Raw genomic sequence first — 23519 nt, 5'->3', positions numbered from 1 at the left:
GGCGGCGCCGCCGAGCTCCTCACCGCCCATCCGGGCCGGCGCCGCACCCTCCTCGACACCCCCGCCCTGCTGCCGTCCGCCGTCGAGGAGCTGCTCCGGCTGACCTCCCCCGTCCAGTGCCTGGCCCGTACGGTCACCGCCGACACCACGCTGCACGGCCGCACCGTCCCCGCCGGCCGCAAGGTCCTCCTCCACTACGGCGCCGCCAACCGCGACCCACGCGCCTTCGGCCCCACCGCCGACCGCCTGGACATCACCCGTTCCGGCCCCCCGCACCTCGCCTTCACGCACGGTCCGCACCACTGCCTGGGTGCCGCCGCCGCACGGCTGGTGTCCCGTACGGCGCTGGAGGAACTGCTGGCGCGCTTCCCGGACTTCGAGGTGGACGCGGCCGGCGGCACGTTCGCGGGCGGCCATTACGTCCGGCGGTACGCGTCGCTGCCGTTCGCGGCGGGGCGCGGCTGACGGCCGCGGCCGGCGGACGGGGACCGCCGCCCGGAGGACCGGTCCGTACGATCATGCCAAGTTGCCGCCCGCCTCCGGCGCCGAAACCATGGGGGCGTGACCGATGCACCCGCGGCCACCGGGCCGTCCCCGGAGAACGGCACGCCACGCGGCCGGCTGCGCAGAATGCCGGCCGGGCCCGGCCGACCGCCCGGCTCGTATCTGCGGTTCCCCCATCTCCACGGTGACCTGCTGTGCTTCGCCGCCGAGGACGACCTGTGGCTGGCGCCGATCGCGCCACCGGGCGCGGAGCCGGGCCGGGCCTGGCGGCTGACGGTCGACCGGACCCGGCTCGGCCCGCCGCGGTTCTCCCCCGACGGGCGGCAGATCGCCTTCACCACCTGGCGCAGCCTCGACCCGGAGGTCCATCTCGCGCCGGTGGCGGGCGGCCCGGCCCGGCGGCTGACGTACTGGGGCAGCACGGACGCCCGGGTCTGCGGCTGGACCCCGCCCGACCACGAGGGCCAGTCCCACGTCCTGGCGGTCTCCTCGCACGGGCAGCCGTTCTCGTACTACTCCTGGGCGTACAGCGTGCCCACCGACGGCAGCCCCGGCGGGCAGCTGCCCTGGGGGCCGGTCGCCGACATCGCGGTGGCGGACGTCGGCGGGGAGCGCCGCACACTGCTGCTCAGCGGCAAACCGCCGCACGAGCCGGCCTCCTGGAAGCGCTACCGGGGCGGCGCGATGGGCCGGATGTGGCTGCACGGCACCCGGCTGATGCCGGATCTGTACGGGCACCTGGACTCGGTGATGTTCGTCGGCGGCCGGATCGCGTTCCTGTCCGACCACGAGGGCGTCGGGAACGTCTACTCCTGCCTGCCGGACAGCACCGATCTGCGCCGGCACACCGACCACGCCGACTTCTACGCCCGGCACGCCGCGACCGACGGCTCCCGCATCGTCTACCAGTGCGCCGGCGACGTCTGGCTGATCGACGACCTCGGCCCGGACGCGGTGCCGCGCAGGCTCCCGGTCCGCCTGGGCGGCCCGCGGGCCGGCCGCCGCCCGTACCAGGTCCCGGCCGCCTCCCACGTCACCTCGCTCGCCGTGGACGCCACCGGCCGGGCCAGCGCCGTCGGCGTGCGCGGCAGCCTGTACTGGCTCACCCACCGCGACGGCCCGGCCCGCACGATCCACGACACCCCCGGCGTACGGGTGCGGCTGCCCGCGATGCTGGGCGCCACCGGCCGGATCGCGTATGTGACGGACGCGGAGGGCGACGACACGATCGAGATCGCCAATCTGCCGCGGGCCAGCGGGCCGGGCACACCGCGCCGGCTGGCGGTCGGGCGGCTCGGCCGGGTCCACGAGCTGGTCTCGGCGCCGGACGGCGAGCGGCTGGCGGTGGCGACGCACGACGGCCGGCTGCTGCTGGTGGACACGGCCGAGCCGGGGGCGGGAGAGACGGAGGTTCCCGAAGAAGGCACGGAGGAGGCGGCGGGCACGGAGGAGGAGGGGGGCGAGGCCGAGGAGGGGGGCGAGGCGGAGGAGGGGGGCGAGGCGGCGCCGGACACCCGTTCCGGTCCGGAGGCCGACGGCGTCACCGAGCTGGCCCGGTCCCGCAACGGGCCGGTGCGCGACCTCGCGTTCTCCCCCGACTCCCGGTGGCTGACCTGGTCGCACCCGGGTATCGGCCGGTCGCTGCGGAAGATCAGGATGGCCCGGCTGTCGGATGGGCACATCGTGGAGGTCACCAACGGCCGGTTCGAGGACGAGCAGCCGGTGTTCACCCGGGACGGCCGCTACCTGGCGTTCCTGTCCTGGCGCGGCTTCGACCCGGTCTACGACGTGCACACCGGCGACCTCTCCTTCCCGCTGGGCTGCCGCCCCCACCTCGTACCGCTGTCGTCGGCGACCCCGTCCCCGTTCGCACTGTCCCCGGAGGGGCGGCCCGCGGCGGGCGGGCTGGACCCGGACGAGAATCCTCCACCGGCCGGTGAGGGCACGGTGCTGGTGGAGGTGGAGGGGCTGGCCAACCGGGTCACGCCGTTCCCGGTCTCCGCGTCCAAGTACTCGTCCCTGGAGCCGGTCAGCGGCGGCGGGCTGGTCTGGTTGCGCTGGCCGATCTCCGGCGCGCTGGGCGAGACCTTCGCCAACCCCGCCGACACCTCGGGCCGCCCCACCCTGGAGCACTTCGACCTGACCAAGGCGCGGCGCACCGAACTCACCAGCTCCCTGGACGGGTTCGCGCTCAGCGGCGACGGTACCCGGCTGGTCGTCAACGACGAGGGCGAGCTGCGCGCGGTGCCCGCGACCGAGCCGCCGGACAGCGATTCGACGGTCTATCTGGACCTGCGGCGCATCCTGCACGACGTCCATCCCGGGGCGGAGTGGCGGCAGGCGTTCGACGAGGCGGGCCGGATCGTCCGGGCGTACTTCTGGGACCCGAACCTCTCCGGTATCGACTGGGAGGACGTCCTGGCGCAGTACCGGCCGCTGCTCGAACGGGTCGCCACCCCGGAGGAGTTCGCCGATCTGCTGCGCGAGGTGCTGGGCGAGCTGGGCACCTCGCACGCCTATGTCACCGGCGCCCGGCGCAACGAGGGCCCGCCGCACTACCAGCGGGCGATGGGCCTGCTCGGCACCAACTTCGTCCGCCGCAACGGGCAGTGGGTGGTCAAGCGGATCCTGCCCGGTGAGTCCTCGGACCCCAAGGCCCGGTCGCCGTTGGCCGGTACGGGCATCCGCGAGGGCAGCGCGCTCACCCATGTCGACGGCCGCCGGGTGGACCCGCTGACCGGCCCGTATCCACTGCTGGCCGCGGCCGGCGGCACGACCGTGGAGCTGACCTTCGTCCCGCCCGACGGCACCGGCAACGGCCATGCCCGCCGGGTCGCGGTGGTCCCGCTGGTCGACGAACGGCCGCTGCGCTACCAGGACTGGGTGGCCAAACGCCGGGCCGTGGTCCGGGAGTTGAGCGGCGGCAGGTGCGGCTATCTGCACATCCCCGACATGGGCGGCTCCGGCTGGGCGCAGTTCAACCGCGATCTGCGGATGGAGGTCTCGATGCCCGCGCTGATCGTGGACGTGCGGGGCAACGCCGGCGGCAACATCTCCGAGCTGGTCATCGAGAAACTGACCCGCACCATCATGGGCTGGGACCTGACCCGCGACGCCGAGCCGGTGTCGTACACCGGCAACGCCCCGCGCGGCCCGGTCGTCGCGGTCGCCGACGAGATGACCTCGTCCGACGGCGACATGATCACCGCGGCCTTCAAGCTCCAGGGCATCGGCCCGGTGGTCGGGATGCGCACCTGGGGCGGGGTGGTCGGCATGACCGGGCGGCACCGGCTCGGCGACGGCACCACCATCACCGTCCCGATGAACGCGGCGTGGTTCCACCTCTACGGCTGGGGCGTGGAGAACCACGGCGTCGAGGTGGACATCGAGGCGCTGCGCTCCCCGCTGCACTGGGCCGAGGGCCGCCACCCGCAGCTCGGCGTCGCGGTCCGCACCGCCCTCGAACTGCTGGAGCGCCATCCCGCGGCGACCCCGCCGGACCTCTCGGACGTCCCGGACCGCCGGCGGCCCGCCCTGCCGCCGCGCACCGCCGACGGCGACTGATCCGCAACCGGTGATCCTCAACCGGCCCGCGCCGGGCGGGCGTTGGGGCGAGGAGAGGCAACGGGAAGGGCGCACCCGGATGACCGGATGCGCCCTTCCGTGAGGACGAACGACCCTCGTTCAGGACGTACGGCGTCCGACGGCTGCGGACGCGTACGACGTCAGCGCGTCAGCTCTGGAAACGGTCCTCGACGTCGTCCCGCATCTGCTGGCCGCGCTCGCGGGCCTGCTGACCGCGCTCCTGGCCCTGCCGGCCGCGGTCCTGGCCCTGCTGGCGGTCGCGGTCCTGACCCTGCTTGCGGTCGCGGTCGCGGTCCTGCTGGCCGCGCTCCTTGGAGGAGCCCGCGCGCCGCTGGGCCTCGTCCTTGAGCTGCTGCGCCTTGTCCTTGAACTGGTCTTCGATGCCCATGCTGTTCACTCCTGTGGGGGTGTCGGGGATCGGGCTCGATAAGCGTGACACGAACGGACATCCGTCGCATTTCGATCACGATCGGGCACGTTCCGTGACCCCCGCCAGGTCGGGCGGGGGTCACCCCGACCACCCGGCTACCCCCGCGTCCGGGCCTTCTCGTCCGCCTCCCCGCCGGCGCCGACCAGCCCGACCCGCAGCCCGTCGAGCCGGTCCCCGAACCGCCGCACCTCGCGCTGGCCCACCGTCCCGATGGCCGCCGGAAGATATCCGCGCACCGACTGCATCCCGCGCAGCCACCACTGCCCGTAGACATGCGCGGAACGGCGCTCGATCCCGGCCACTATCCGGTCCACCGCCGGGCCCAGCGGATAGGTCTTGTTGGACGGCCAGGGCAGCCGGGCGCGCAGTTCGCGCATCACGTCGTCCCGGTCGGCGCCGCGCACCATGTCGGTGTCGGTCCAGCTCAGGTAACCGACCCCGACGCGTACGCCCTTGTGGCCGACCTCGGCGCGCAGGCAGTGCGCGAACGCCTCCACCCCGGACTTGGAGGCGCAGTAGGCGCTCAGCATCGGCGCCGGGGTGATCGCGGCCAGCGAGGCGATCTGGAGGAAGTAGCCGCGGGACTCCATCAGCACCGGCAGGAACGCCCGCCCGGTCACCGCACTGCCGACGAGGTTGACCTCGATGACCCGCCGCCAGGACACCAGATCGGAGTCGACGAACGGACCGCCGGTCGCCACCCCGGCGTTGGCCACCACCACGTCGACCTTCCCGAAGCGGGCCTTGACCTCGTCCGCGACCCGGGACAGCGCCTCATGGTCGGTGACATCGGCGTACCAGTGGTGGGCCGGCCCGTGCAACGAGGCGGCGACCGCGCGCAGTTCGTCCGGCTCCAGCCCGACCAGCGCCAGCGTCGCCCCGCGCGCCGACAGCTTGCGCGCCAGCAGCGCCCCGACCCCGCGCGCCGCGCCGGTGACGACGACGACCTGCCCGTCCAGCTTCCCGCTCCCGTTCACGCCGCGCTCTCCCTCTTCCGCTGCCGGTCCTGCTGCCCGTGCTTCTGCTGCTTCTGCTGCTTCTGCCGCTCGCCCTGCGGGGCGGGGTCGTCATCGGCCGCACCGCGCCCCTCGGGGACGGCGGCCAGGTGGTCGCGGACCAGTTCCCGCAGCCGGCCGGCGACCGCGTCCGGGTCCTCGACCGGCGTCATGTGACCCAGCCCCGGCAGCTCGGTCAGCCCCACGCACTCGGGGAGCACGGAGGCCAGCCGCCGGGCGTGCACCACCGGGGTGAGCCGGTCCGCGGTGCCCACGATGACGGCGGTCGGCACCGCCAACCGGCTGACGCCGCGGGTGAGTTCGAGCTCGTGGAGCACCCTGCCCCAGCGGGCCCGTACGCCGGGCGGGCAGTCGTGCACGATGCGGGCGCACGCCTCGATCTGCTCGGCGCTCGACCCCGCGCCCATCGTGGCGTACCGCAGGGCCCGCCTGGTCGCCGGCGACACCGGCCCGAGCGGGGCGCGCGAGCCCAGCATCAGCCGGTGCGCCCGGCGGCGGCCGGCCGGTGTGGGCAGCGGGAACACCCGGGCCTCCGCGGCCAGATCGGCGCCGCCGGTGCTGCACAGCAGAGCGGCGGCGGCCCGCGCGCGCAGCTCCGGGCGTTCGGCGGCGGCCATGATCGTCATGCCGCCCATGGAGTGCCCGCCGACGACGGCCCGTTCGCCGTCGTCCAGCGTCTGCTCCAGCACCGCGACCAGATCGTCGGCGAGCGGGCCGGTGCCGTACCCGGCGGGCGGGACGGCCGGACTGCGCCCGTGCCCCCGCTGGTCGTACACCACCACCTTGTGCTCGGCGGCGAGTTCGCGCACCACGGCCGCCCAGAAGGCGGTCGAGCAGGTCCAGCCGTGCGCCAGCACCACCGCCGGGGCGTCCTCGGGCCCGTGGATCTCGGCGTACAGGCGGGCCCCGTCGGCGGAGGTGACGGTCCGCGTCGTGCGGGGCACCGGCGGGGCGTAGCGCCCCTGCGTGAGGTGGGCCGGCCGCTTCACGCTGCCACCTCCTCGGCGATCCGGCGGCCGGCGTCCGCGGCCGTGCCCGGTGGCCGCAGCACCTCGTACTCGGCCAGGTCCACCCGCCGGGTCGCCCGCCGGAACTCCGCGGTGGTCCCCGGCCACGCCGTGGTGTTCCGCCCGTTCGCGTCCAGGTACCAGCTGTCGCAGCCGCCGGTGTTCCACACGGTGCGCCGCATCCGCTCCTGGATGGTGCGGGTCCACTCCTGTACGGCGGACTGCCGGGCGTCCAGCGCGATACCGTCGCCGAGCACGTCCAGCTGCCGCATGAAGTCGGCGAGGTAGTTCAGCTGGGACTCGATCATCAGGATCATCGAACTGTTCCCCAGACCGGTGTTGGGGCCGATGACGGTCAGGAAGTTGGGGAACCCGGCGGCGCTGCTGCCGCGCAGGGCCGCCATCCCGTCCTTCCACTCCTCGGCGAGCGTGGTGCCGGCGGCGCCCGTGACGCGGTGCGCGATCGGCATGTCCGTGACGTGGAATCCCGTCCCGAAGACGATCGCGTCGACCTCCGCCTCGGTGCCGTCCGCGGCGACCAGGGTGTTCCCCCGGATCTCCCGCAGCCCGGAGGAGACGAGGTCCACGTTCGGCTGCGCCAGCGCGGGATACCAGCTGTTGGACAGCAGGATCCGCTTGCAGCCGATGCGGTAGCCGGGCGTCAGCCGGGCTCGCATCGCCGGATCCTTGATGGCCCTGCGCAGATGGGACCGGGCGACGGCCTCGATCAGCCCCAGCTCGTCGGGCCGCTTGGTGAACGCGCTGACCTGCAACTCCCTTATGCCCCACAGCAGTTGCCGGCGCAGTTCGCGAGTGGCCGGCACCCTGGTGTGCAGCCACCGCTCCACCGCGGTGATCCGCCGGTCCGCCCGCGGCATCACCCACGGCGGCGTCCGCTGAAACACCGTCAGCCTTCCGACCCGGGGCTGGATCTCCGGCACGATCTGGATGGCCGACGCCCCGGTCCCCACCATCGCGACCCGCTTGCCGCGCAGGTCGTAGTCGTGGTCCCAGCGCGCGGAGTGGAACACCCTGCCGGTGAACTCCGCCATCCCCGGCACGTCCGGGATCTGCGGATCGGACAGCGGCCCGGTGGCCGACACCACCACATCGGCGGTGTACGCCCCCCGCGCCGTGTCGATCTCCCAGCGCAGCCGCCCGGTGTCCCAACGGAGCCCGCGCACCTCCGCGTTGAAGCGGAGGTGCGGACGCAGCCCGAACGTGTCCGTCACCCGCTCCAGGTAGGCGCGGATGTGCCGCTGCCCGCTGAAGTTGCGCGGCCACGCCGGATTGGGCGCGAACGAGAACGAGTACAGATGCGAGGGCACGTCGCACGCGCACCCCGGATAGCTGTTGTCCCGCCAGGTGCCGCCCACCGCGTCCGCCCGCTCCAGGACCACGAAGTCGGTGATCCCCTCGCGCCGCAGCCGCACCGCGGCCCCCAGGCCGCCGAACCCCGATCCGATCACCGCCACCCGCACATGCCGCTGCCCGCCGTCGGCCATGCCGCCACCTCCCGAGTACGCCGCTCACCACCACCGCCGCCAACCGCGCCAGCAATCACTGGCACGATGGGCACAGGGGGAGCGTAGGGCAGCTCCGTACCGATCGGTAGGGGCAGGGCGCCAGAAGTTACCGCCGGTCACCGCCCGCCCGGCCGCCCGCGCCCTCGGCATAGGCTGGCCCCGTGGCAGACCAGGCGGCGGCGAACGAACCCGAGCACCCCCACCCGGACGCGGCGCACCCGGCGCCCCGGCCGGCCCCCGAGGGGCGCGAGTTCCGCATGGCCGAGCTGGCCGCGGAGGCCGGCATCACCGTCCGCACGCTGCGCTTCTACCGCGAGCGCAAGCTCCTCCCGCCACCCCGCCGCGACGGCCGGATCGCCTGGTACGACGAGCACCACCTCGCCCGCCTGCGCACCATCGCCGCCCTCCTGGAACGCGGCCACACCCTGGGCGGCATCGCCGAGCTGCTCACCGCCTTCGAGACCGGCCGCGACGTCGGCGAACTCCTCGGCCTGCCCAGCCCGTTGCTGCCCGCCTGGTCCGAGGAGACCCCGGTCCGCCTCACGCCGGAGGAGCTGGCCGACCACTTCCGCCACGACAGCACCCCGGAGAACCTGACCGCGTCCCTGTCCATCGGCTACCTGGCCGTGGACGGCGACGAGTTCGTCCACATCAGCCGGCGCCTGCTGGACGCCTCCACCGACCTGGTCGCCCAGGGCATACCGCTCGCCGCCGTCCTGGAGGCCGGCCGCCAGGTGCGCGCACACGCCGACGCCCTCGCCGACCTCTTCGCCACCCTCGTCCGCACCCACGTCCTGGCCGCCCCCCAGGACGTCGACCAGGTCGCGGCGACCATCGAGAGCCTGCGCCCCCTCACCAAGGGCGTCCTGGAGGCCGAACTCTCGATGGCCATGGACCGCCGCATCCGCACCGAGGTGGAGAACTGGCTGGCCGAGCGGGCCCGCGGGAACGACCGCGACGACCGGGAAACCTGACGGCCCCGGCCGCCCCGCACCGCCCCCGCCCTCCGCTACGGCTCGCCGACCACCGTCACCGACGCCTGGTCGCCATATCCGGCGCATGGTCGCTCCACCGCCGGGCGTACGCCCTCACCGCGCGCCCCGCCCATGACGACGGTCCTACGGTGATGCCGCACCCCGACGGCCACAGGACACGCACCCTCGCCCCCGTGTCATCGTCCGTGGTGCGAGTGAGGTCCGTGGTGCGAGTGAGGGGAGAACCGCTCCGCACATTCGCGGCCCGGCGCATCGGACCGGGAGCAGTCGGCGCGTCCGGCGGAATCCCCGGACCTGGCAGGTGGCCGAGGGGCTTCATCATGCGCCGGACGGTGACAGTCGGCTGAAGAGTGCCCATCGGCTGAAGAGTGCCCAGCCGGCCGGTTGCCGTCGCCCTCCTGGCACCACTCGACGTGCCCGGTGCCCTTGACGTACCGGGCCGGGACCCAGGCATCCCGGTCACGGAGCCGGAACCAGAACCTGTTGCCTTCGACCTCCTGGGCCTGGACCTTGCAGCGCAAGCCGACCACAGCGCCATGCCCGAGGCTGCCGGCAATGGCGGAGTCGGTACGGGGAGACTGACGTTCGTTGATACCGATGCGGCTGACGACAGTGCCGTAGGGCTCTGAAGTCGCCGAGGACGTCCTGGAGACCGGGGCCTTGGGGCCGCCATCCGCAAATGCGGAGGAAGCCGTTCCCGCGCCGGCGGCCAGGATGGCGGCGGCCAGAAATGGGGCAGCAACGTACTTTTCGATGGTCACACCGAGGTAACGGTCAGACTTGACGGAGGTCACGCAAAGCAGTAGCCCAAGGCGGTGACCGTCATGCGCCGCCGAACCGCTGCGCGCACCACGTCTCCGCAGTCCCCACAGCGAGCTGAGCCCGCCGCCGCTACAGCTCGTAGACCACGGTCACCGGCGCATGGTCGCTCCACCGCTGGTCGTACGCCGCCGCCCGCTCCACACACGCCTTCACCGCGCGCCCCGCCAGGCCCGGAGTGGCCATGTGGTAGTCGATCCGCCACCCGGCGTCGTTGTCGAAGGCGCGCCCGCGGTACGACCACCAGGAATACGGGCCCTCCTGGTCCGGGTGCAGCGCGCGGACCACGTCCACGTAGCCGCCCTCGCCGAGGACGGTGGAGAGCCAGGCCCGCTCCTCCGGCAGGAATCCGGACTTCTTCCCGTTGGCCTTCCAGTTCTTCAGGTCGGCCTCCCGGTGCGCGATGTTCCAGTCGCCGCAGACCACCACCTCGCGCCCGTCCGCCAGCGCCCGCTCGCGCAGTCCGACGAGGTACGGCAGGAACTCCGCCATGAACCGTTCCTTCTCGTCCTGCCGCTCGGTGCCCACCTCGCCCGACGGCAGATACAGGCTGGCCACCGTCACGCCCGGCAGATCGACCTCGGCATAGCGCCCGCTGCCGTCGAACTCCGCCGACCCGAACCCGACCCGCACCCGCTCCGGCTCCCGCCGCGTGTAGAGCGAGACGCCGGCCCGCCCCTTGGCGGCGGCCGGGGCGTGCACCGCGTGCCAGCCCGCCGGCTCCCGCACCTCCTCCGGCAGCTGCGCGGTCTCGGCCCGCACCTCCTGAAGGCAGAGCACATCGGCCCCGGTCCCGGCCAGCCACGGCACGAAGCCCTTCTTGGCCGCGGCGCGCAGCCCGTTCACATTCACCGAGGTCACAGTCAGCACAACACTCTCCAGGGTCTTACGGAGTACGTACGCTACCCGGCACGTACATCGCCCCGGCGGGCCGACCACCGCCGGGGCGATGAGCGGCTATCGTGCCGCCGGCTGGTGGAGCCAGGGCGAGCTGGTGGCCCAGAAGATGCCGTCGACTCCGAGGGTGTTCTTGCCGAAATCGACGAACTCCTGGCGGGTGTACGGCTTCTTTGTCTTGGGGTTCTTGTACTGGAAATCGGGTTCCTGCACGGCCATGGCCACGATCGGGAGCTGTCCCCGGTACTGCTTGAAGAAGGGATACGAGTTCTGCATCTGTGCCGGTCGGTCCGGCAGGATGTCAGGTCCGCCCAGGCCGATTCCGTGCGACTTGGCGAATTCGAAGGTGCGCTTCATGTAGTTGCGGCTGTTGTTCCATTCACCCGGCCAGAAGTTGACGTACTGGATGAACTGCGTCTTGGTGAAGACCTTCTTGCCGTAGGCCATGTTGTCGAGTTCTGCCTTGAAGTAGGCATCGTCGCTGTAGCCCGTGTGGTCCTTCTTGGTGTCCACTCCGGTAGCGGTTTCCGGAAGGTTCACCCCGGCGAGGCGACCGTCGAAACGCTGCGCCAGCGCCTTCAGCAGATGCTGAAAACGACCGCGCACCTGCGGGTTCCACTGCGCTGCGACCGTTCCGGGCTGACCGGGGCCAAGGCCGCTCTCGTTCGTCGTCGGAGCCGCGCCGCCAGCGTATTCCGGGTCCTGCAACAGATAGTTCGGGAGCCTGGTCGGCGGCGCGAAAAACCGGTCCTGGACCTGGATGAAGAGCTTCTTGTGGCGGGCCTGCACATATTTCAGCGCCTGGTCGATCGACGAGAAATCGTACTGGTTCTTCTTCTGTTCGAGCGCCTTCCACGGCACCACCAGCTGCACGCCGGCGATGTCCGGGCGGTCGATCAGTGGTTTCACATTGGCGTCGAAATCGCCCATGGAAGCGTACAGATAGTTTGTCGGTGTCCTTGTTCCGAGCGCGGGAGTGGCAGTGGTGTGAGGCGCGGGAGCGGGAGTCGCGATGGCCGCTCCGACCACGCCCGTCACGGTCATCGTCACGAGTATTCCGACACCGACTGCAACACGTTTGATCGCCATGGGCCTATCTCTACGGTGCGGTTCTAAGAAGGATGTGAGAAGCCCGACCCGCCCTGGTCGGCGGCACGATGTCCACCCGGCGGAACCGTCGCCCCACCTGCCCGGACACCCGCACGGTTCCCGGCCCCGTACGATTCCTGGAATGGAGATACGCCCCGTCCGCTACGACCACCCCGACGCGGTCCGGCTCGACGAGGAGGTCCAGCAGGAGTACGCCCGGCGCTACGGCGACGGCGACCTCACCCCGCTCGACCCCCATATGTTCACCCCGCCGCACGGCATCTACCTGATCGCGTACGAGTCCGGCCGGCCGCTGGCCACCGGCGGCTGGCGCGTCCGGGAGGACACCGGTGAGGGGTACGCCCCCGGCGACGCCGAGATCAAGCGGATGTTCGTGATCCCCGAGGCCCGCGGTCGCGGTCTGGCCCGGCGGATCCTCGCCACCCTCGAAGCGGACGCCCGCGCCGCCGGCCGCACGCGGATGGTCCTGGAGACCGGCACCGAGCAGCCCGAGGCGATCACTCTGTACACCTCCAGCGGCTACGCCATGGTGCGGAAGTTCGGCTACTACCGCACCTACGAGTCGAGCCGCTGCATGGCGAAGCCCCTTTAGGGCCCGCACCCACCCCACGGCACACCCCACGGGTGGCGGCCATGCCCGCCACCCGCCGTCGGCGCGCCCTCCGCCGGCCCGCCCGCCCCGGCCACACCCGCCTTTGACACGGCCACGCCCAGCTCCCCATACTCATTCCACTAATCAATTAGCTAAAGGGGGGATCCGGGTGGCCGACCCGAGCGCACGCACCGGACCATGGGCGATCGAGGCCGAGGGCCTGTCGCGGAAGTACCGCCGCGGCTGGGCGCTGCGGGACTGCTCCTTCCGGCTTCCCGCCGGACGCGTCTGCGCCCTCGTGGGCCCCAACGGCGCCGGCAAGAGCACCTTCCTCGGCATCGCGACCCGCCTGGTACGACCGACCGCGGGCACCGTGAAGCTGTTCGGCGTCCCGGTCACCGACCCCGCCGTCCTGGAGCGCGTCGCCTTCCTCGCCCAGGACAAGCCCCTCTACCCGCGCTTCACCGTCGCCGAGACCCTGCGCCTGGGCCGCGAGCTGAACCCCCGCTGGGACCAGGCCGTCGCCGAGCGCATCGTCCGCTCCGGCAAGGTGCCGCTCGACGCCCGGATCGGCACCCTCTCCGGGGGTCAGCGCACCCGCGTCGCCTTCGCGCTCGCCTTCGGCAAGCGCCCCGCGCTGCTGCTCCTCGACGAGCCGATGTCCGACCTGGACCCGCTCGCCCGGCACGAGCTGTCCGGGCTGCTGATGGCCGAGGCCGCCGAGCACGGCACGACCGTCCTGATGTCGTCCCACATGCTCGCCGAGATGGAGGAGATGTGCGACTACCTCCTCGTCCTCGCCGAGGGCCGGCTGCGGATGGCCGGCGCGACCGACGAACTGGTGCCCGGCCACACCCTGGTGACCGGCCGGGCCGTCGACGGCGCCGTCCCCGAGGAGCTGGGGGCCCGCCACACGATCGTCGAATCCCGTGTCAGCGGGCGGCAGTTCAGCGCCCTGATACGCACCGGCGGCCCGCTCTCCGACAGCTGGGACGCCGACTGGGAGGCCCTGTCGCCGAGCCTGGAGGAAGTCCTCCTGGCCTATCTGCGCTCCCCCGACGCCCCCACCCTGATCGCGGACGAGGCACGCACCATCGACCAGCAGGAGACAGCGGCGTGAGCGACACGACCAGCGCGACCACCGACACCGCCCCTCGTGAGGCCGCCCCCCGCGGGACCGGACCCCGCACCGCCGGCCGCGGCCTGCTGCATGGCACCGCCTGGGTGGTCTACCGCCGCCACCGCACCGCACTGCTCGCCTGCGTCCTGATCACCGCCGCCGCCTGCGCCGTCTACGCCTACCAGCGCATCGGCGTACTGGACTTCGTGCACACCAAGGGCGCCACCCCGGACTCCAAGGGCGAGCTGCTGGAGGAATTCCAGAGCACGTTCCACGCGATGTTCTCCCGTGACATCACGCTCCTCCAGTACGTCCCGGTCCTGATCGGCGTCTTCCTCGGCGCCCCGCTGATCGCCGCCGAGCAGGAGCGCGGCACCCTGCGGCTGGTCACCACCCAGTCCGTCAGCCGCGGCCGGTGGCTCGCCACCACGCTCGCCCTCCCCCTGGCCGTCACGACGGTGTGCGTCACCGCCCTCTCGGTCACCTTCCAGTGGCTCTGGACGCCCGTCCACCAACTGGAGGACTTCGGCGACTGGTTGAGCAGCGGCCCCTTCGACGTCACGGGCCCGGTCCCGGTGGCCCGGACCCTGTTCCTGACGGCCTGCGGGATCGCCCTGGGCATGCTGCTCAAGCGGGTGGTGCCGGCGATGGCGGCCACCGCCGTCCTCTGGATCGTGACGGGCGAGCTGTGGTCCCGGCTCCGCCCCCGCCTCGGCACCCCGCACAGCGTCACCTACCCCTACAACGGCGACGGCCCCCATCTGCCGGCCGCCAGCGTGCGGTTCGACGACTGGGTGGCCACCGCGGACGGCAGGCTCTACGGCTTCGGCACCTGCGTGCACGCCGACGAGGCCGCCTGCCGGGCCAAGCTGGGCATCGTCAACCGCGTGACCGAGTACTTCGACTACGGGCAGATGGCCGGCATGCAGTGGCGCGGCGCGGGCGTCCTGCTGGCGCTGACGGCCGTGGTCCTGGCGTTCGTCGTGTGGCAGGCCCGCAGGCGGCCCCTCTGAACGGCCGCCCGCCACGCCCGCCGGAGCGCTTTGACACCCGGCGCGGGCGGCCCGATCATCAATCGGTCGACGGGCCCGACAGCAGCACAGCGGCAGAGAGGTGGTGAGCGCCGTGGAGTTCCGGATCGACCGCCGCAGCGGCGTCGCCACCTACCTCCAGATCGTCCAGCAGGTCCAGCAGGCCCTGCGGCTGGGCATCCTGGTGGAGGGCGACCGGCTGCCCACGGCCGCGCAGGTCGCCGCCACGACCAAGGTCAACCCGAACACGACCCTCAAGGCGTACCGCGAGCTGGAACGCGAGGGCCTGGTGGAGCCGCGGCCCGGCCTCGGCACGTTCGTCAGCCGCACCCTGGCCCGCCCGGAGTCCGCCGCCGACGGCCTGTTGCGCGCGGAACTGCGCTCCTGGATGGACCGGGCCCGCGCCGAGGGCCTGGACCGCGAGGACGTCCAGGCCCTGGTGAACTNCACCCTGGCCCGCCCGGAGTCCGCCGCCGACGGCCTGTTGCGCGCGGAACTGCGCTCCTGGATGGACCGGGCCCGCGCCGAGGGCCTGGACCGCGAGGACGTCCAGGCCCTGGTGAACTCCGCGCTGCAGGACCGCTTTCCGGAGGGGTGAGCGGGGCGCGAGGCCCCACCGGCCTCGCGCCCCCAGAGCCTGCGCGGGGTCAGGGCCTAGTCCGCCGCCGGCTCCTCGGCCGGCCGCTCCGGCCGCAGCGCCCCCCGCAGATCGACCGTGGCCTGTGCCCCGCCGCCGGCCGGGTTGGCGAAGCGCAGCCCGGCGCCCAGCACCCGCGCCTGCCCGGCCGCGATCGTCAGCCCCAGGCCCAGCCCCGGCCCGCTCCGGCCGCCGCCGGTACGGAACCGCTGCGGGCCGTGCGTCAGCAGCACCTCCGGGAAACCGGGACCGGCGTCCCGCACCCGGACCACCCCGCCGTCGACCTCGACGGTCACCGGCGCGGCGCCGTGCCGCCGGGCGTTGCTGACCAGGTTGACCAGGATCCGCTCCACCCGCCGCGGATCGGTCTCCACCAGCCCGTCCGCCAGGACCCGCACCCGTACCGCCCCGTCCCGCGCGCCTGCGGAACCGGTCGCCTCCCCCATCGCCCCGGCGCACGCCGCCACCGCCCGCCGCGCCAGCTCCCCCAGCGGCCGTAGCTCCCGGTCCGCCTCCTCCGTCCGCGCGTCGAGCCGGGCCACCTCCAGCACGTCCTCCATCAGCCCCCGTACGTGCTCGGCCCGTTCCCGGACCATCTCGGTCGGCCGGGACGGCGGCAGCAGCCCGGCCGCGGTGACCAGCCCGGCGACCGGGGTCCGCAGCTCGTGGGCGATGTTCGCGGCGACCTCGCGCTCAGCCCGGAGCCGGGCGGCCAGCGCCTCGGCCATGGTGTTCACCGCCGAGGTGAGCTGCGCGATCTCGTCCTTGCCGCCCCGCGGCAGCCGCGCGCCCAGATCGCCCTCGGCGATCCGCTGGGCGGTGGCCGCGGACGCGGTCAGCCGCCGGCCCAGCCGGTGCGCGACCAGCAGGCCGACGACGCAGCCCAGGCCGGTTCCGGCCGCCCCGGCCACCCACAGCATCCGGTCCAGCGCCCGTACCGTCTCCTGTTCGCGCAGGTAGGGGCGCTTGAGCGCGACGATGTCCGGGCCCAGCCTGCCGGCCGCCCACAAATACGGCGTACGGCCGCCCAGTTCGAGGTAGACGCCCCGCCGGCCGCGCTCGACCAGCTGCCGCAGCGGCCGGGGCAGGTCCTGGGGATTGATCAGCCCGCGCCCGGTGTCGATCCCGGCCGCACGGTCCTGGACGGTGGTCTCCAGCCGGCTGTCGAGGGCGTGCCCGGCCAGGTCGAGCTGGGAGTTGACGGTGTGGTGGTGGACGAGCAGGCCGACGAGGACCGCGACCACCCCGGCGGTGGCGGCGATCGCGATACCGATCTTGGCCCGCAGCCCCATCCGTTCCTGCCTCCTTCCTCCCGGCCCGTCCCGGCCGCTGCCGTGGCGTGCCGCTGCTCCGGCTCCGCGCTCCGCCGCCGCTAGAACTCCGGCAGGCGCAGGCTCACCCGCCCCAGCTCGGCGGCCCGCTCCCCGTGCACCTGGGGCGCCACGACCCCGGCGCTGGAGTAGTACGCGAGATCCGGCAGCCGCTGGAGCCCGCTCAGCGTCACCTTCACGTCGTACGGCCTGCGGAAGCACGCGGGCGCGCACCAGTCCGCGCTGAGCCCGCCGCTGGCCAGGGCCGTCGGTCCGCCCCACGACGTCCAGCGCAGCCCGGTCAGCCGGGCGGCGTCGCCCAGCGGGAGCGAGTCGGGGCGCTGGAGGGGGCGGCCGGTGCCGTCTGCCGCGTAGACCGGGCCGGAGCGGGTCGAGTGCGCCGCGGCCGGCCCCTCGTCCCGCAGCAGCGCGTTCGGTCCCGCGCACCCGGAGACCAGGAGCACGGCGCCGACCGCGACGGCCGCACCGGCGGTGCGGACGGGCGCGGTCGCTGATCTGGCGGGTCTCACGAGTCGCTTCTCACGGATTCCTGCGGGCTCCTCGGGCAGCCGGACGGACGACGGGCGGTGCGGCGCCCCCGTGCACGCGGTGTGCACGGAGGAACACAAGAACACGCACACAAGTGCGAACGCCTGTTTCCCGACAAATGTAACGGGGGTCTCCCCGAACCGGCGCCCCTCCGCCGGAGACCGTCGTCCGCATCGACGCCGCTTGACCCTCACGTAACGTCAGGCCACACCCTGATCCACAGCGGGAACCGTGCCGCGTCACCGCCTCCCACCAGCCGAAACGCCACACCCCCGACCGGCCGGCCCGCGCACCCGCCACCTCCGAAAGGCGTTCCCGTGGGATATTCGGTAGGCCAGGTCTCCGCCGTCGCCGGGATCACCGTCCGCACCCTGCACCACTACGACAAGACCGGTCTGCTCTCCCCCGGCGACCGCAGCCCCGCCGGCTACCGCCTCTACAGCGACGCCGACCTGGCCCGGCTCCAGCAGATCCTCTTCTACCGGGAGCTCGGCTTCCCGCTCGACGAGATCGCCGCCATCCTGGAGGATCCCCAGGCCAACGCCCTCGACCAGCTGCGCGCCCGGCACCGCCGGCTCACCGAGGAGATCACCCGCCTCCAGCGCCTGGTCGAGGTCGCCGAGCAGGCCATGGAGGTCCAGCAGACCGGCGTCCGGCTGACCCCCGAAGAACGCTTCGAGGTCTTCGGGGAGATCGCCTTCGACCTGACGTACGCCACCGAGGCCGACCTCAAGTGGCGGCACAGCGACGGCTATCGGCGCTCGATGGCCCGGGCCGCCACGCACTCCAAGGAGGACTGGGCGCGGATCATGGCCGAGGCCGCGGACTGGCGGGCCCGGCTGACCGCCGCCTTCGACGCCGGCGCACCGCCGGACGGCGAGCGGGCCATGGACCTCGCCGAGGAGCACCGCCGGCACCTCGCCCGGTGGTTCACCCCCTGCCCCACCGCCATGCACGGCCGGATCGCCGACGACGTCGCCGCCGACCCCCGCGCCTTCGCCCTGCTCGTTCCGCCCGGCGAACAGCGCCCCGGCCTCGCCCCGTACTTCCGTACCGCCGTCCACGCCAACGCCGTCCGCCGGTCGCCCCCAGACGGCCCGGACCGCACCGCCGCCCCCTGACCGCGCTCCGCCTCTCGCCAAAGCCGCCCCTTCCGGCGCCGACCGGGCCCGCCACGCCCCCGGCCCGCTCCGACCCGACCACATCCACCCCGCCCGCACCACCTCCCCCCAAAGCCTGACCACCCTCCACCCCCGACCCGAGGCCGCATACCGTGCAGATCCTGATCACCGCCGCCGGCTCCCACGGCGACATCGCCCCGTACACCGGAGTGGGCGCCCGCCTCCGGGCCGCCGGCCACCACGTCACCCTCGCCACCCACGACACCTTCGCCCCCCTCGTACGCGCCGCCGGCTTGGATTTCCGCAGCCTCCCCGCCGATCCGCGCGCCCCCCGCCCCACCGCCGGACAGACCCCCGACCCGGCGCCCACCACCCAACGCGCCCTGATGCGCCGGGCCGCCGCCTTCATCCGCCAGCTGGGCGCCGGCATGGCCGAGGCCGCCGCGCCCGGCACCGACCTGCTGCTCCTGTCCACCACCACCGCCCCCCTCGGCTGGCACCTGGCCGAGGCGCTGGACGTCCCCTCCCTCGGCCTCGCCCTCCAGCCCACCGCCCCCACCGGCGACTTCGCCCCGGTCGTCAACGGCAGCCGCTCCCTGGGCCGTTGGGGCAACCGCACGGCCGGCCGGCTCACCCTCCGTGTCATCGACCGCCTGCACGCCGACGCCGCCCGCGACCTGCGCACCCGCCTCGGCCTGCCGCCCGCCACCCCCCGTACGGTCCGCCGCCGCGTCGAGGCCGCCAACTGGCCCGTCCTGCACGGCTTCAGCGAACTCCTCGTCCCCCGCCCCCGGGACTGGCGCCCCGGCCTGGACGTCGTCGGCACCTGGTGGCCCCATCTGCCCCCTGGCCGCGAACTCCCCTCCCCCCTGGAGGACTTCCTCGCCGCCGGCCCGCCCCCGGTCTACGTCGGCTTCGGCAGCATGGCCGCCGGCGAGGGCGAACGCCTCGGCGCCCTCGCCGTACGCGCCCTCCGCCGCGCCAAGGTCCGCGGCATCCTCCAGGCCGGCTGGGCCGGCCTCACCGCGCCGGACGCCACCGCCCCGGACATCCTCACCATCGGCGAGGTCCCGCACGCCCTGCTCTTCCCCCGCGTCGCCGCCGCCGTCCACCACTGCGGCGCCGGCACCACCGCCGCGGCCCTCCGCGCCGGCATCCCCACCGTCCCCGTCCCGGTCACCGCCGACCAGCCCTTCTGGGCCGCCCGCCTGCACGCCCTGGGCGCCGCCACACCCCCCATCCCCTTCACCGCCCTCGCCCGGACCCTCTCCGCCGACGACGCCGTCACCCGCCTCGCCGCCGCCCTCACCCAGGCCACCACCACCCCCGCCCTGCGCACCCGCGCCCAGCACGCCGCCCACCGACTGGCGACGGAAGACGGCGCCGCCGCCGTCCTCCAGGCGGTGGCCGACGTCACCAAGCAGCCGCCCCGCACGGCCACCCTGCCCTGAGGGACGCTCGGTTCCCTCCTGCGGCCACCGTCCCCAACACCCCCACAAACGACGGGATCCCGTCCGATCGATCCGATCGGACGGGATCCCGGAGAAGCACGGCAAGGCCCCCGGGCTAGCCCGCCGGAGCCGGCGCCAGCACCAGCGCGGTGTTCTCCATGGGGAGTTCCACAGAGCGTTCCATGATCAGGCCGGAACGGTCGGCGAGAGTGCGGTAGTTGTCGGGAGTGCGCTGCCGGCCACCGTTGAGCACCAGCAGGTGGAGGTCCCACAGCGCGGCCAGCAGGCCGGTTCCGTCATCCCGTGCCACGCGCTCGATCACCAGCAGCCGCGACCCGTCGGACATGGCCGAGCGGACATGGCGCAGCAGCCGTACACAGTCGTCGTCCGTCCAGTCGCCCAGCACCCGGGACAGCAGGTAGGTATCCGCCCCGGCGGGCAGTGCGTCGGAGAACATGTCCCCGGCGATCAGCTCGACGCGGTCGGTGCCGATCGTCCGCTCCAGGTGCTCCCGTGCCAGGGGGATGGTGTGTCCGAGGTCGAGGAGGGTGCCGCGCGATCGCGGTGCGGCCCGCAGAATCGTGGACAGCAGCTGGCCGCTGCCGCCGGCGATGTCCACCACGTGCGCGTCCCCGGAGAAGTCGATCTCCTGTGGGACGGCGTCGAAGAAGAAGTTGCCCGCCCGCATGGCCCTCTGGAAACGGTCCGCCGCCTCCGGGTCGGACTGCAGGTAGGTGAGGAGCGGCCGGCCGTACGCCTTCTCAAAACCGGGCGTCCCGCTACGGAAGGTCTCTTCGGAGTGCCCCCATGCCTGGTAGAACTCCTCGCCGTACAGCAGGCTGAGGTCGCGGAGCGAACCAGGGCGGTCCCGCAGCAGGTCGCCGACCGCGGTGTTGCGGTATCCGCCGGCTTCGTCGCCCTCGAACACCCCCAGCAGCGTCAGCAGACGTAGCAGCCGGTGCATGACGTCCTCACCGGTCCCGGCGGCGCGGGCGAGCGCCGCACTGTCGCTGTGCCCCTGCTCGATCAGGTCGGGCAGGCCCAGGCGGGTGGCGGTGTACACGGCCTGGGTGCGCCAGGCGGCGGTGATGAGGTCGATGGTGGTGCGGGATGCCTGTGCGTCGATGGCCATGGGTGTCGTCCTTCGGTCGCTTGTGTCCGGCGGCTGCCGGGAAGGGTCAGGAGGGGATCCAGTCCCGCTTGATATGGGGGGTTTCGATGCTCAGCGACCGCATGTGCTCAATGGGGTTGGTGTACTCCCGGCTGGACTTGATCTTTCCGTTCTCCAGCGTGAAGCGGTGGATGAAGTGGTTGCTGTAATGACCGACGGGGTACTCGGGGAACCGGATCGTGCCCTTCCCGTCGCACTCCACCCAGATGACACCGGGGTTCTGGGTCTCATAGATGTGCACGTCCGTCCACTGCCAGTCGGGCAGGACCTGAAGTGAGAGGCGCCCGTGCGTTTTGAGCCTCTCGCGGCCCTGCACGGTGATCGGACGACCGATGTCGGTGTAGAAGAGGGTGGCGGTGCCGTCGTCGGTGTAGAGGGTGTAGCGCTCCAGCCGGGCCTCCTGTGTGGTGCGCATGTACTGCTCCACCGCCAGCCGGTTCCGGGCCCGCAGCTCAAGGTCGCCGGTGAAGACCGGAGCGGTCACGTGGTCGGACATCTCACCTCGCAGACATCGGCAGGGAAGGGGGCCACGGGCCCTACGGCTCACGGCTGTTGACCCGCCCGGCCGGCGTTGGACTGGTCGTGGCGCCAACGGGCGCCGTTGGGACAGGGCGCTGCGGGACATGGGTCCGAGGCCGGCTCGTCGCGCTCTGCCGTTTCCGTCTCACGCCACTCCCCCGGACCCTGGCGGACGATGCGCGGGCCGCGCCTCGCGGGCACCGTCACCACGGGCCGGTCGCCATGCACTTCCTCAGCACCGCCCTTCGGCGCGGCGGGCGCCACCCGGGGGCCGCCGGGGCTGTTGCCTCCGGCCAAGGGGCGGCCCGGCCCGCCCACCGGGCCAGGAAGCTGCGGGCGGTACACCTCACACCGCGGTGAAGCGGTCGCTCAACTCGCCCTGCAGGTGACCCGGAGGAAGCTTTCGCCCATAGGCGAGCAGCAGGAGATCCTGTGCGGAACCGGACAGCGGCGCTCCGGTGCCGTAGGACCACTCACGGTCTGTGGCACGGAGTTCCACGCCGTCGACGGCGGCTTTGAAGAACTTGAGGGTTCTGGGGGTCACCGTGTCCAGGAGGATCCGTACGCGGTCTTCGGGGACACGGCGGTCGAGGCCCAGCGCGACCGTGATGTCCAGGCCGTGAATCACGTCGTGTCCCAAGGCCGCGGCGATTCCGCCGACCGGCGGCTTCCATGGGTGATGCGCGTTGTCCCTGAGGAAGTCGGCGAGCTCGGACGTCGCATAGGCGGCCGCGTCGTGGCGCGCGCACCTGTCGGTCATCCGGTTGAGATTGGCGCCCGCCTTGACCAGTTCCCCCGCCATCTTCGGGAGGGAGTAGCGGAACCCCATCGTCATATGGGCGGCGACCTCACGCACCCGCCATCCCGCGCACAGCGTCGGCGCGTCCCATTTCTCGGCCGGCAGACCGTCCAGCATGTCCGCCAGCTCCCGGCGTTCGCCGGCGATGGCCGTCTTGATGTCTAACGTTGTCTGCCGGTCCATGCTCCCCAGGCTGCCTCCCGACCTGGCATAAGTCCAAGAGCTTTCACTTCTCCCAGCTAGAATCCGGAGTTATGGATCTTCGCCAGCTGCGGTACTTCGTCGCGGTGGTGGAGGAAGGCAGTTTCACTCGCGCCGCCGCCCGCCTGCACCTGGCCCAGCCCGGGGTGAGCGCCCAGATCAGGCGGCTCGAACGAGAACTCGGCCTGGCTCTGCTGGACCGCTCCGGCCGGTCGGTGAGCCTGACGCAAGTGGGCGAGGCCGTCCTGCCGCACGCGCGGGCGGCGCTCCGTGCCGTCGAAGGGGTGCGGCAGAGCGTGGACGAGCTCACCGGGCTGCTCCGTGGCCGCGTCGCCATCGGTCTCGTCTCAGGCGCCGCCACCCAGGCATTCGAGTTGCCCACCCTTCTCGCCGACTTCCACGACGACCACCCCCAGGTCGAGATCACTCTTGCCGAGGACACATCGGAGCGGATGCTCGACGCGCTGCGCCGCGGCGAACTCGACATCGCCGTGGTCGGGCTCGCGGAGGAGGAACCTCCGCCGAACCTCTCCCTCCAGGTCGTGATCGACGAGCCCTTGGTCGCGGCCATGGCGCCGGACGACCCGCTCCTCAAGGACGTGCACCGCACGAGCGTCCCGTTGGCCACGCTGTGCGACCGCCCGCTGATCAGCCTGCCGCGGGGCACCGGGCTGCGCGGTGCCCTCGACCGCGCCTGCGCGCAGGCGGGGTTGCGGCCTCGTATCGCCTTTGAGGCGGCAGCCCCGCAGGCGCTGGCGCAACTCGCGGCCCGGGGCCTGGGCGTGGCCGTCGTTCCGGAACTCCCCGCGGGCACGGCAGCAGAGTTCGGTCTGCGGACGCTGAAGATCACTGACCCGCAGCCGCGCGGCCGGATCGCCCTGACCTGGCAGACGCACGGGCCGGGCAGCCCTGCGGCCAGAGCGTTCCTGGAGCACATGCGGACAGCTCTCGCCCGCTGACGCGCTCGCCGGTCCTCTTCCGCACCGGCCCACGCGATGCCGTGATGTCCTCGCCGGGACATGTCCTTGGCCTGAGATGTGCCCTTTTCACCGTCGCGTCCCGCTCGCCGCCACCCGCCCCGAGTCCCTTGACGTCCCGTGTGTGGGGATCGCCTTCCCGCGGCCCTGCC

General features: G+C 73.1%; 20 protein-coding genes and 1 pseudogene. 10 read left to right on the top strand and 11 right to left on the bottom strand.

Going from position 1 to position 23519, the window contains the following annotated elements; translation table 11 throughout:
- Together ACO1BR_RS37690 and ACO1BR_RS37685 are read left to right on the top strand one after the other, a co-directional pair.
- Positions 1-465, top strand: a 465-nt coding sequence (locus tag ACO1BR_RS37690) for a cytochrome P450 (RefSeq protein ID WP_426799621.1), incomplete at its 5' end; no start/stop codon positions are given.
- A gap of 165 nt (positions 466-630) precedes the next feature.
- Positions 631-4068 carry a S41 family peptidase gene (locus ACO1BR_RS37685; protein WP_426799624.1) on the top strand — a complete coding sequence of 1146 codons (3438 nt, stop codon included), beginning with the start codon at positions 631-633 and terminating at the stop codon, positions 4066-4068.
- A gap of 169 nt (positions 4069-4237) precedes the next feature.
- On the opposite strand, the gene ACO1BR_RS37680 is transcribed toward ACO1BR_RS37685, so the two are convergent.
- From ACO1BR_RS37680 to ACO1BR_RS37665, 4 genes are all read right to left on the bottom strand, one after another.
- Positions 4238-4477: a hypothetical protein gene (locus ACO1BR_RS37680; RefSeq protein WP_426799620.1), complete on the bottom strand. Its 240-nt coding sequence runs from the start codon at positions 4475-4477 to the stop codon at positions 4238-4240.
- Between the two features lie 137 nt (positions 4478-4614).
- Positions 4615-5496, bottom strand: a complete 882-nt coding sequence (locus tag ACO1BR_RS37675; RefSeq protein ID WP_426799619.1) for an SDR family oxidoreductase — start codon at positions 5494-5496, stop codon at positions 4615-4617.
- Entirely contained in the window at positions 5493-6524 is a 1032-nt protein-coding gene (locus ACO1BR_RS37670; RefSeq protein WP_426799618.1) for an alpha/beta fold hydrolase, read from the bottom strand. Before ACO1BR_RS37670 ends, ACO1BR_RS37675 begins: the two co-directional genes overlap by 4 nt.
- Positions 6521-8047 carry a flavin-containing monooxygenase gene (locus ACO1BR_RS37665; protein ID WP_426799617.1) on the bottom strand — a complete coding sequence of 509 codons (1527 nt, stop codon included), beginning with the start codon at positions 8045-8047 and terminating at the stop codon, positions 6521-6523. Before ACO1BR_RS37665 ends, ACO1BR_RS37670 begins: the two co-directional genes overlap by 4 nt.
- A 278-nt stretch (positions 8048-8325) precedes the next feature.
- On the opposite strand from ACO1BR_RS37665, the gene ACO1BR_RS37660 reads away from it, so the two are divergent.
- Positions 8326-9042 (top strand): MerR family transcriptional regulator, encoded by a 717-nt coding sequence (locus ACO1BR_RS37660; RefSeq protein WP_426799623.1) that lies wholly within the window; start codon positions 8326-8328, stop codon positions 9040-9042.
- A gap of 912 nt (positions 9043-9954) precedes the next feature.
- On the opposite strand, the gene ACO1BR_RS37655 is transcribed toward ACO1BR_RS37660, so the two are convergent.
- Positions 9955-10752, bottom strand: coding sequence for an exodeoxyribonuclease III (locus ACO1BR_RS37655; protein ID WP_426799616.1), 798 nt, complete (start codon positions 10750-10752; stop codon positions 9955-9957).
- 87 nt (positions 10753-10839) lie between these two features.
- Complete coding sequence (locus ACO1BR_RS37650) at positions 10840-11868, bottom strand: hypothetical protein (RefSeq protein ID WP_426799615.1); 1029 nt, start codon at positions 11866-11868, stop codon at positions 10840-10842.
- Between the two features lie 142 nt (positions 11869-12010).
- On the opposite strand from ACO1BR_RS37650, the gene ACO1BR_RS37645 reads away from it, so the two are divergent.
- From ACO1BR_RS37645 to ACO1BR_RS37630, 4 genes and pseudogenes are all read left to right on the top strand, one after another.
- Positions 12011-12481: a GNAT family N-acetyltransferase gene (locus ACO1BR_RS37645; RefSeq protein ID WP_426799614.1), complete on the top strand. Its 471-nt coding sequence runs from the start codon at positions 12011-12013 to the stop codon at positions 12479-12481.
- A 169-nt stretch (positions 12482-12650) separates the two neighbouring features.
- Complete coding sequence (locus ACO1BR_RS37640; RefSeq protein WP_426799613.1) at positions 12651-13601, top strand: ABC transporter ATP-binding protein; 951 nt, start codon at positions 12651-12653, stop codon at positions 13599-13601.
- Complete coding sequence (locus tag ACO1BR_RS37635) at positions 13598-14614, top strand: ABC transporter permease subunit (RefSeq protein ID WP_426799612.1); 1017 nt, start codon at positions 13598-13600, stop codon at positions 14612-14614. The genes ACO1BR_RS37640 and ACO1BR_RS37635 overlap by 4 nt, the downstream gene beginning before the upstream one ends.
- A gap of 100 nt (positions 14615-14714) precedes the next feature.
- Positions 14715-15086: pseudogene (locus ACO1BR_RS37630) on the top strand (GntR family transcriptional regulator); the annotation flags it as partial.
- Between the two features lie 200 nt (positions 15087-15286).
- On the opposite strand, the gene ACO1BR_RS37625 reads toward ACO1BR_RS37630, so the two are convergent.
- Entirely contained in the window at positions 15287-16561 is a 1275-nt protein-coding gene (locus tag ACO1BR_RS37625; protein ID WP_426799611.1) for an ATP-binding protein, read from the bottom strand.
- 80 nt (positions 16562-16641) lie between these two features.
- A complete protein-coding gene (locus tag ACO1BR_RS37620; protein WP_426799610.1) occupies positions 16642-17109 on the bottom strand; it encodes a hypothetical protein in 468 nt (155 codons plus the stop codon).
- Positions 17110-17445: 336 nt separating this feature from the next.
- On the opposite strand from ACO1BR_RS37620, the gene ACO1BR_RS37615 reads away from it, so the two are divergent.
- Positions 17446-18249 carry a MerR family transcriptional regulator gene (locus ACO1BR_RS37615; RefSeq protein WP_426799609.1) on the top strand — a complete coding sequence of 268 codons (804 nt, stop codon included), beginning with the start codon at positions 17446-17448 and terminating at the stop codon, positions 18247-18249.
- Positions 18250-18401: 152 nt separating this feature from the next.
- A complete protein-coding gene (locus ACO1BR_RS37610) occupies positions 18402-19700 on the top strand; it encodes a glycosyltransferase (protein WP_426799608.1) in 1299 nt (432 codons plus the stop codon).
- A gap of 115 nt (positions 19701-19815) precedes the next feature.
- Here the strand turns inward: ACO1BR_RS37610 and ACO1BR_RS37605 are convergent, their stop codons facing one another.
- The 3 genes from ACO1BR_RS37605 to ACO1BR_RS37595 form a co-directional block, all read right to left on the bottom strand.
- Positions 19816-20832, bottom strand: a complete 1017-nt coding sequence (locus tag ACO1BR_RS37605) for a methyltransferase (RefSeq protein ID WP_426799607.1) — start codon at positions 20830-20832, stop codon at positions 19816-19818.
- 46 nt (positions 20833-20878) lie between these two features.
- Positions 20879-21367, bottom strand: a complete 489-nt coding sequence (locus ACO1BR_RS37600) for a PhzA/PhzB family protein (protein WP_426799606.1) — start codon at positions 21365-21367, stop codon at positions 20879-20881.
- Positions 21368-21736: 369 nt separating this feature from the next.
- Entirely contained in the window at positions 21737-22372 is a 636-nt protein-coding gene (locus ACO1BR_RS37595) for a maleylpyruvate isomerase family mycothiol-dependent enzyme (RefSeq protein WP_426799605.1), read from the bottom strand.
- Between the two features lie 71 nt (positions 22373-22443).
- On the opposite strand from ACO1BR_RS37595, the gene ACO1BR_RS37590 reads away from it, so the two are divergent.
- Positions 22444-23349 carry a LysR family transcriptional regulator gene (locus ACO1BR_RS37590; protein WP_426799604.1) on the top strand — a complete coding sequence of 302 codons (906 nt, stop codon included), beginning with the start codon at positions 22444-22446 and terminating at the stop codon, positions 23347-23349.
- Positions 23350-23519 lie beyond the last annotated feature (170 nt).

The organism is Streptomyces sp. YGL11-2, from assembly GCF_050054615.1.
GTDB lineage: Bacteria > Actinomycetota > Actinomycetes > Streptomycetales > Streptomycetaceae > Streptomyces.
The sequence above is the reverse complement of the archived record's forward strand: the minus strand, read 5'-3'. Positions and strand labels throughout refer to the sequence as shown.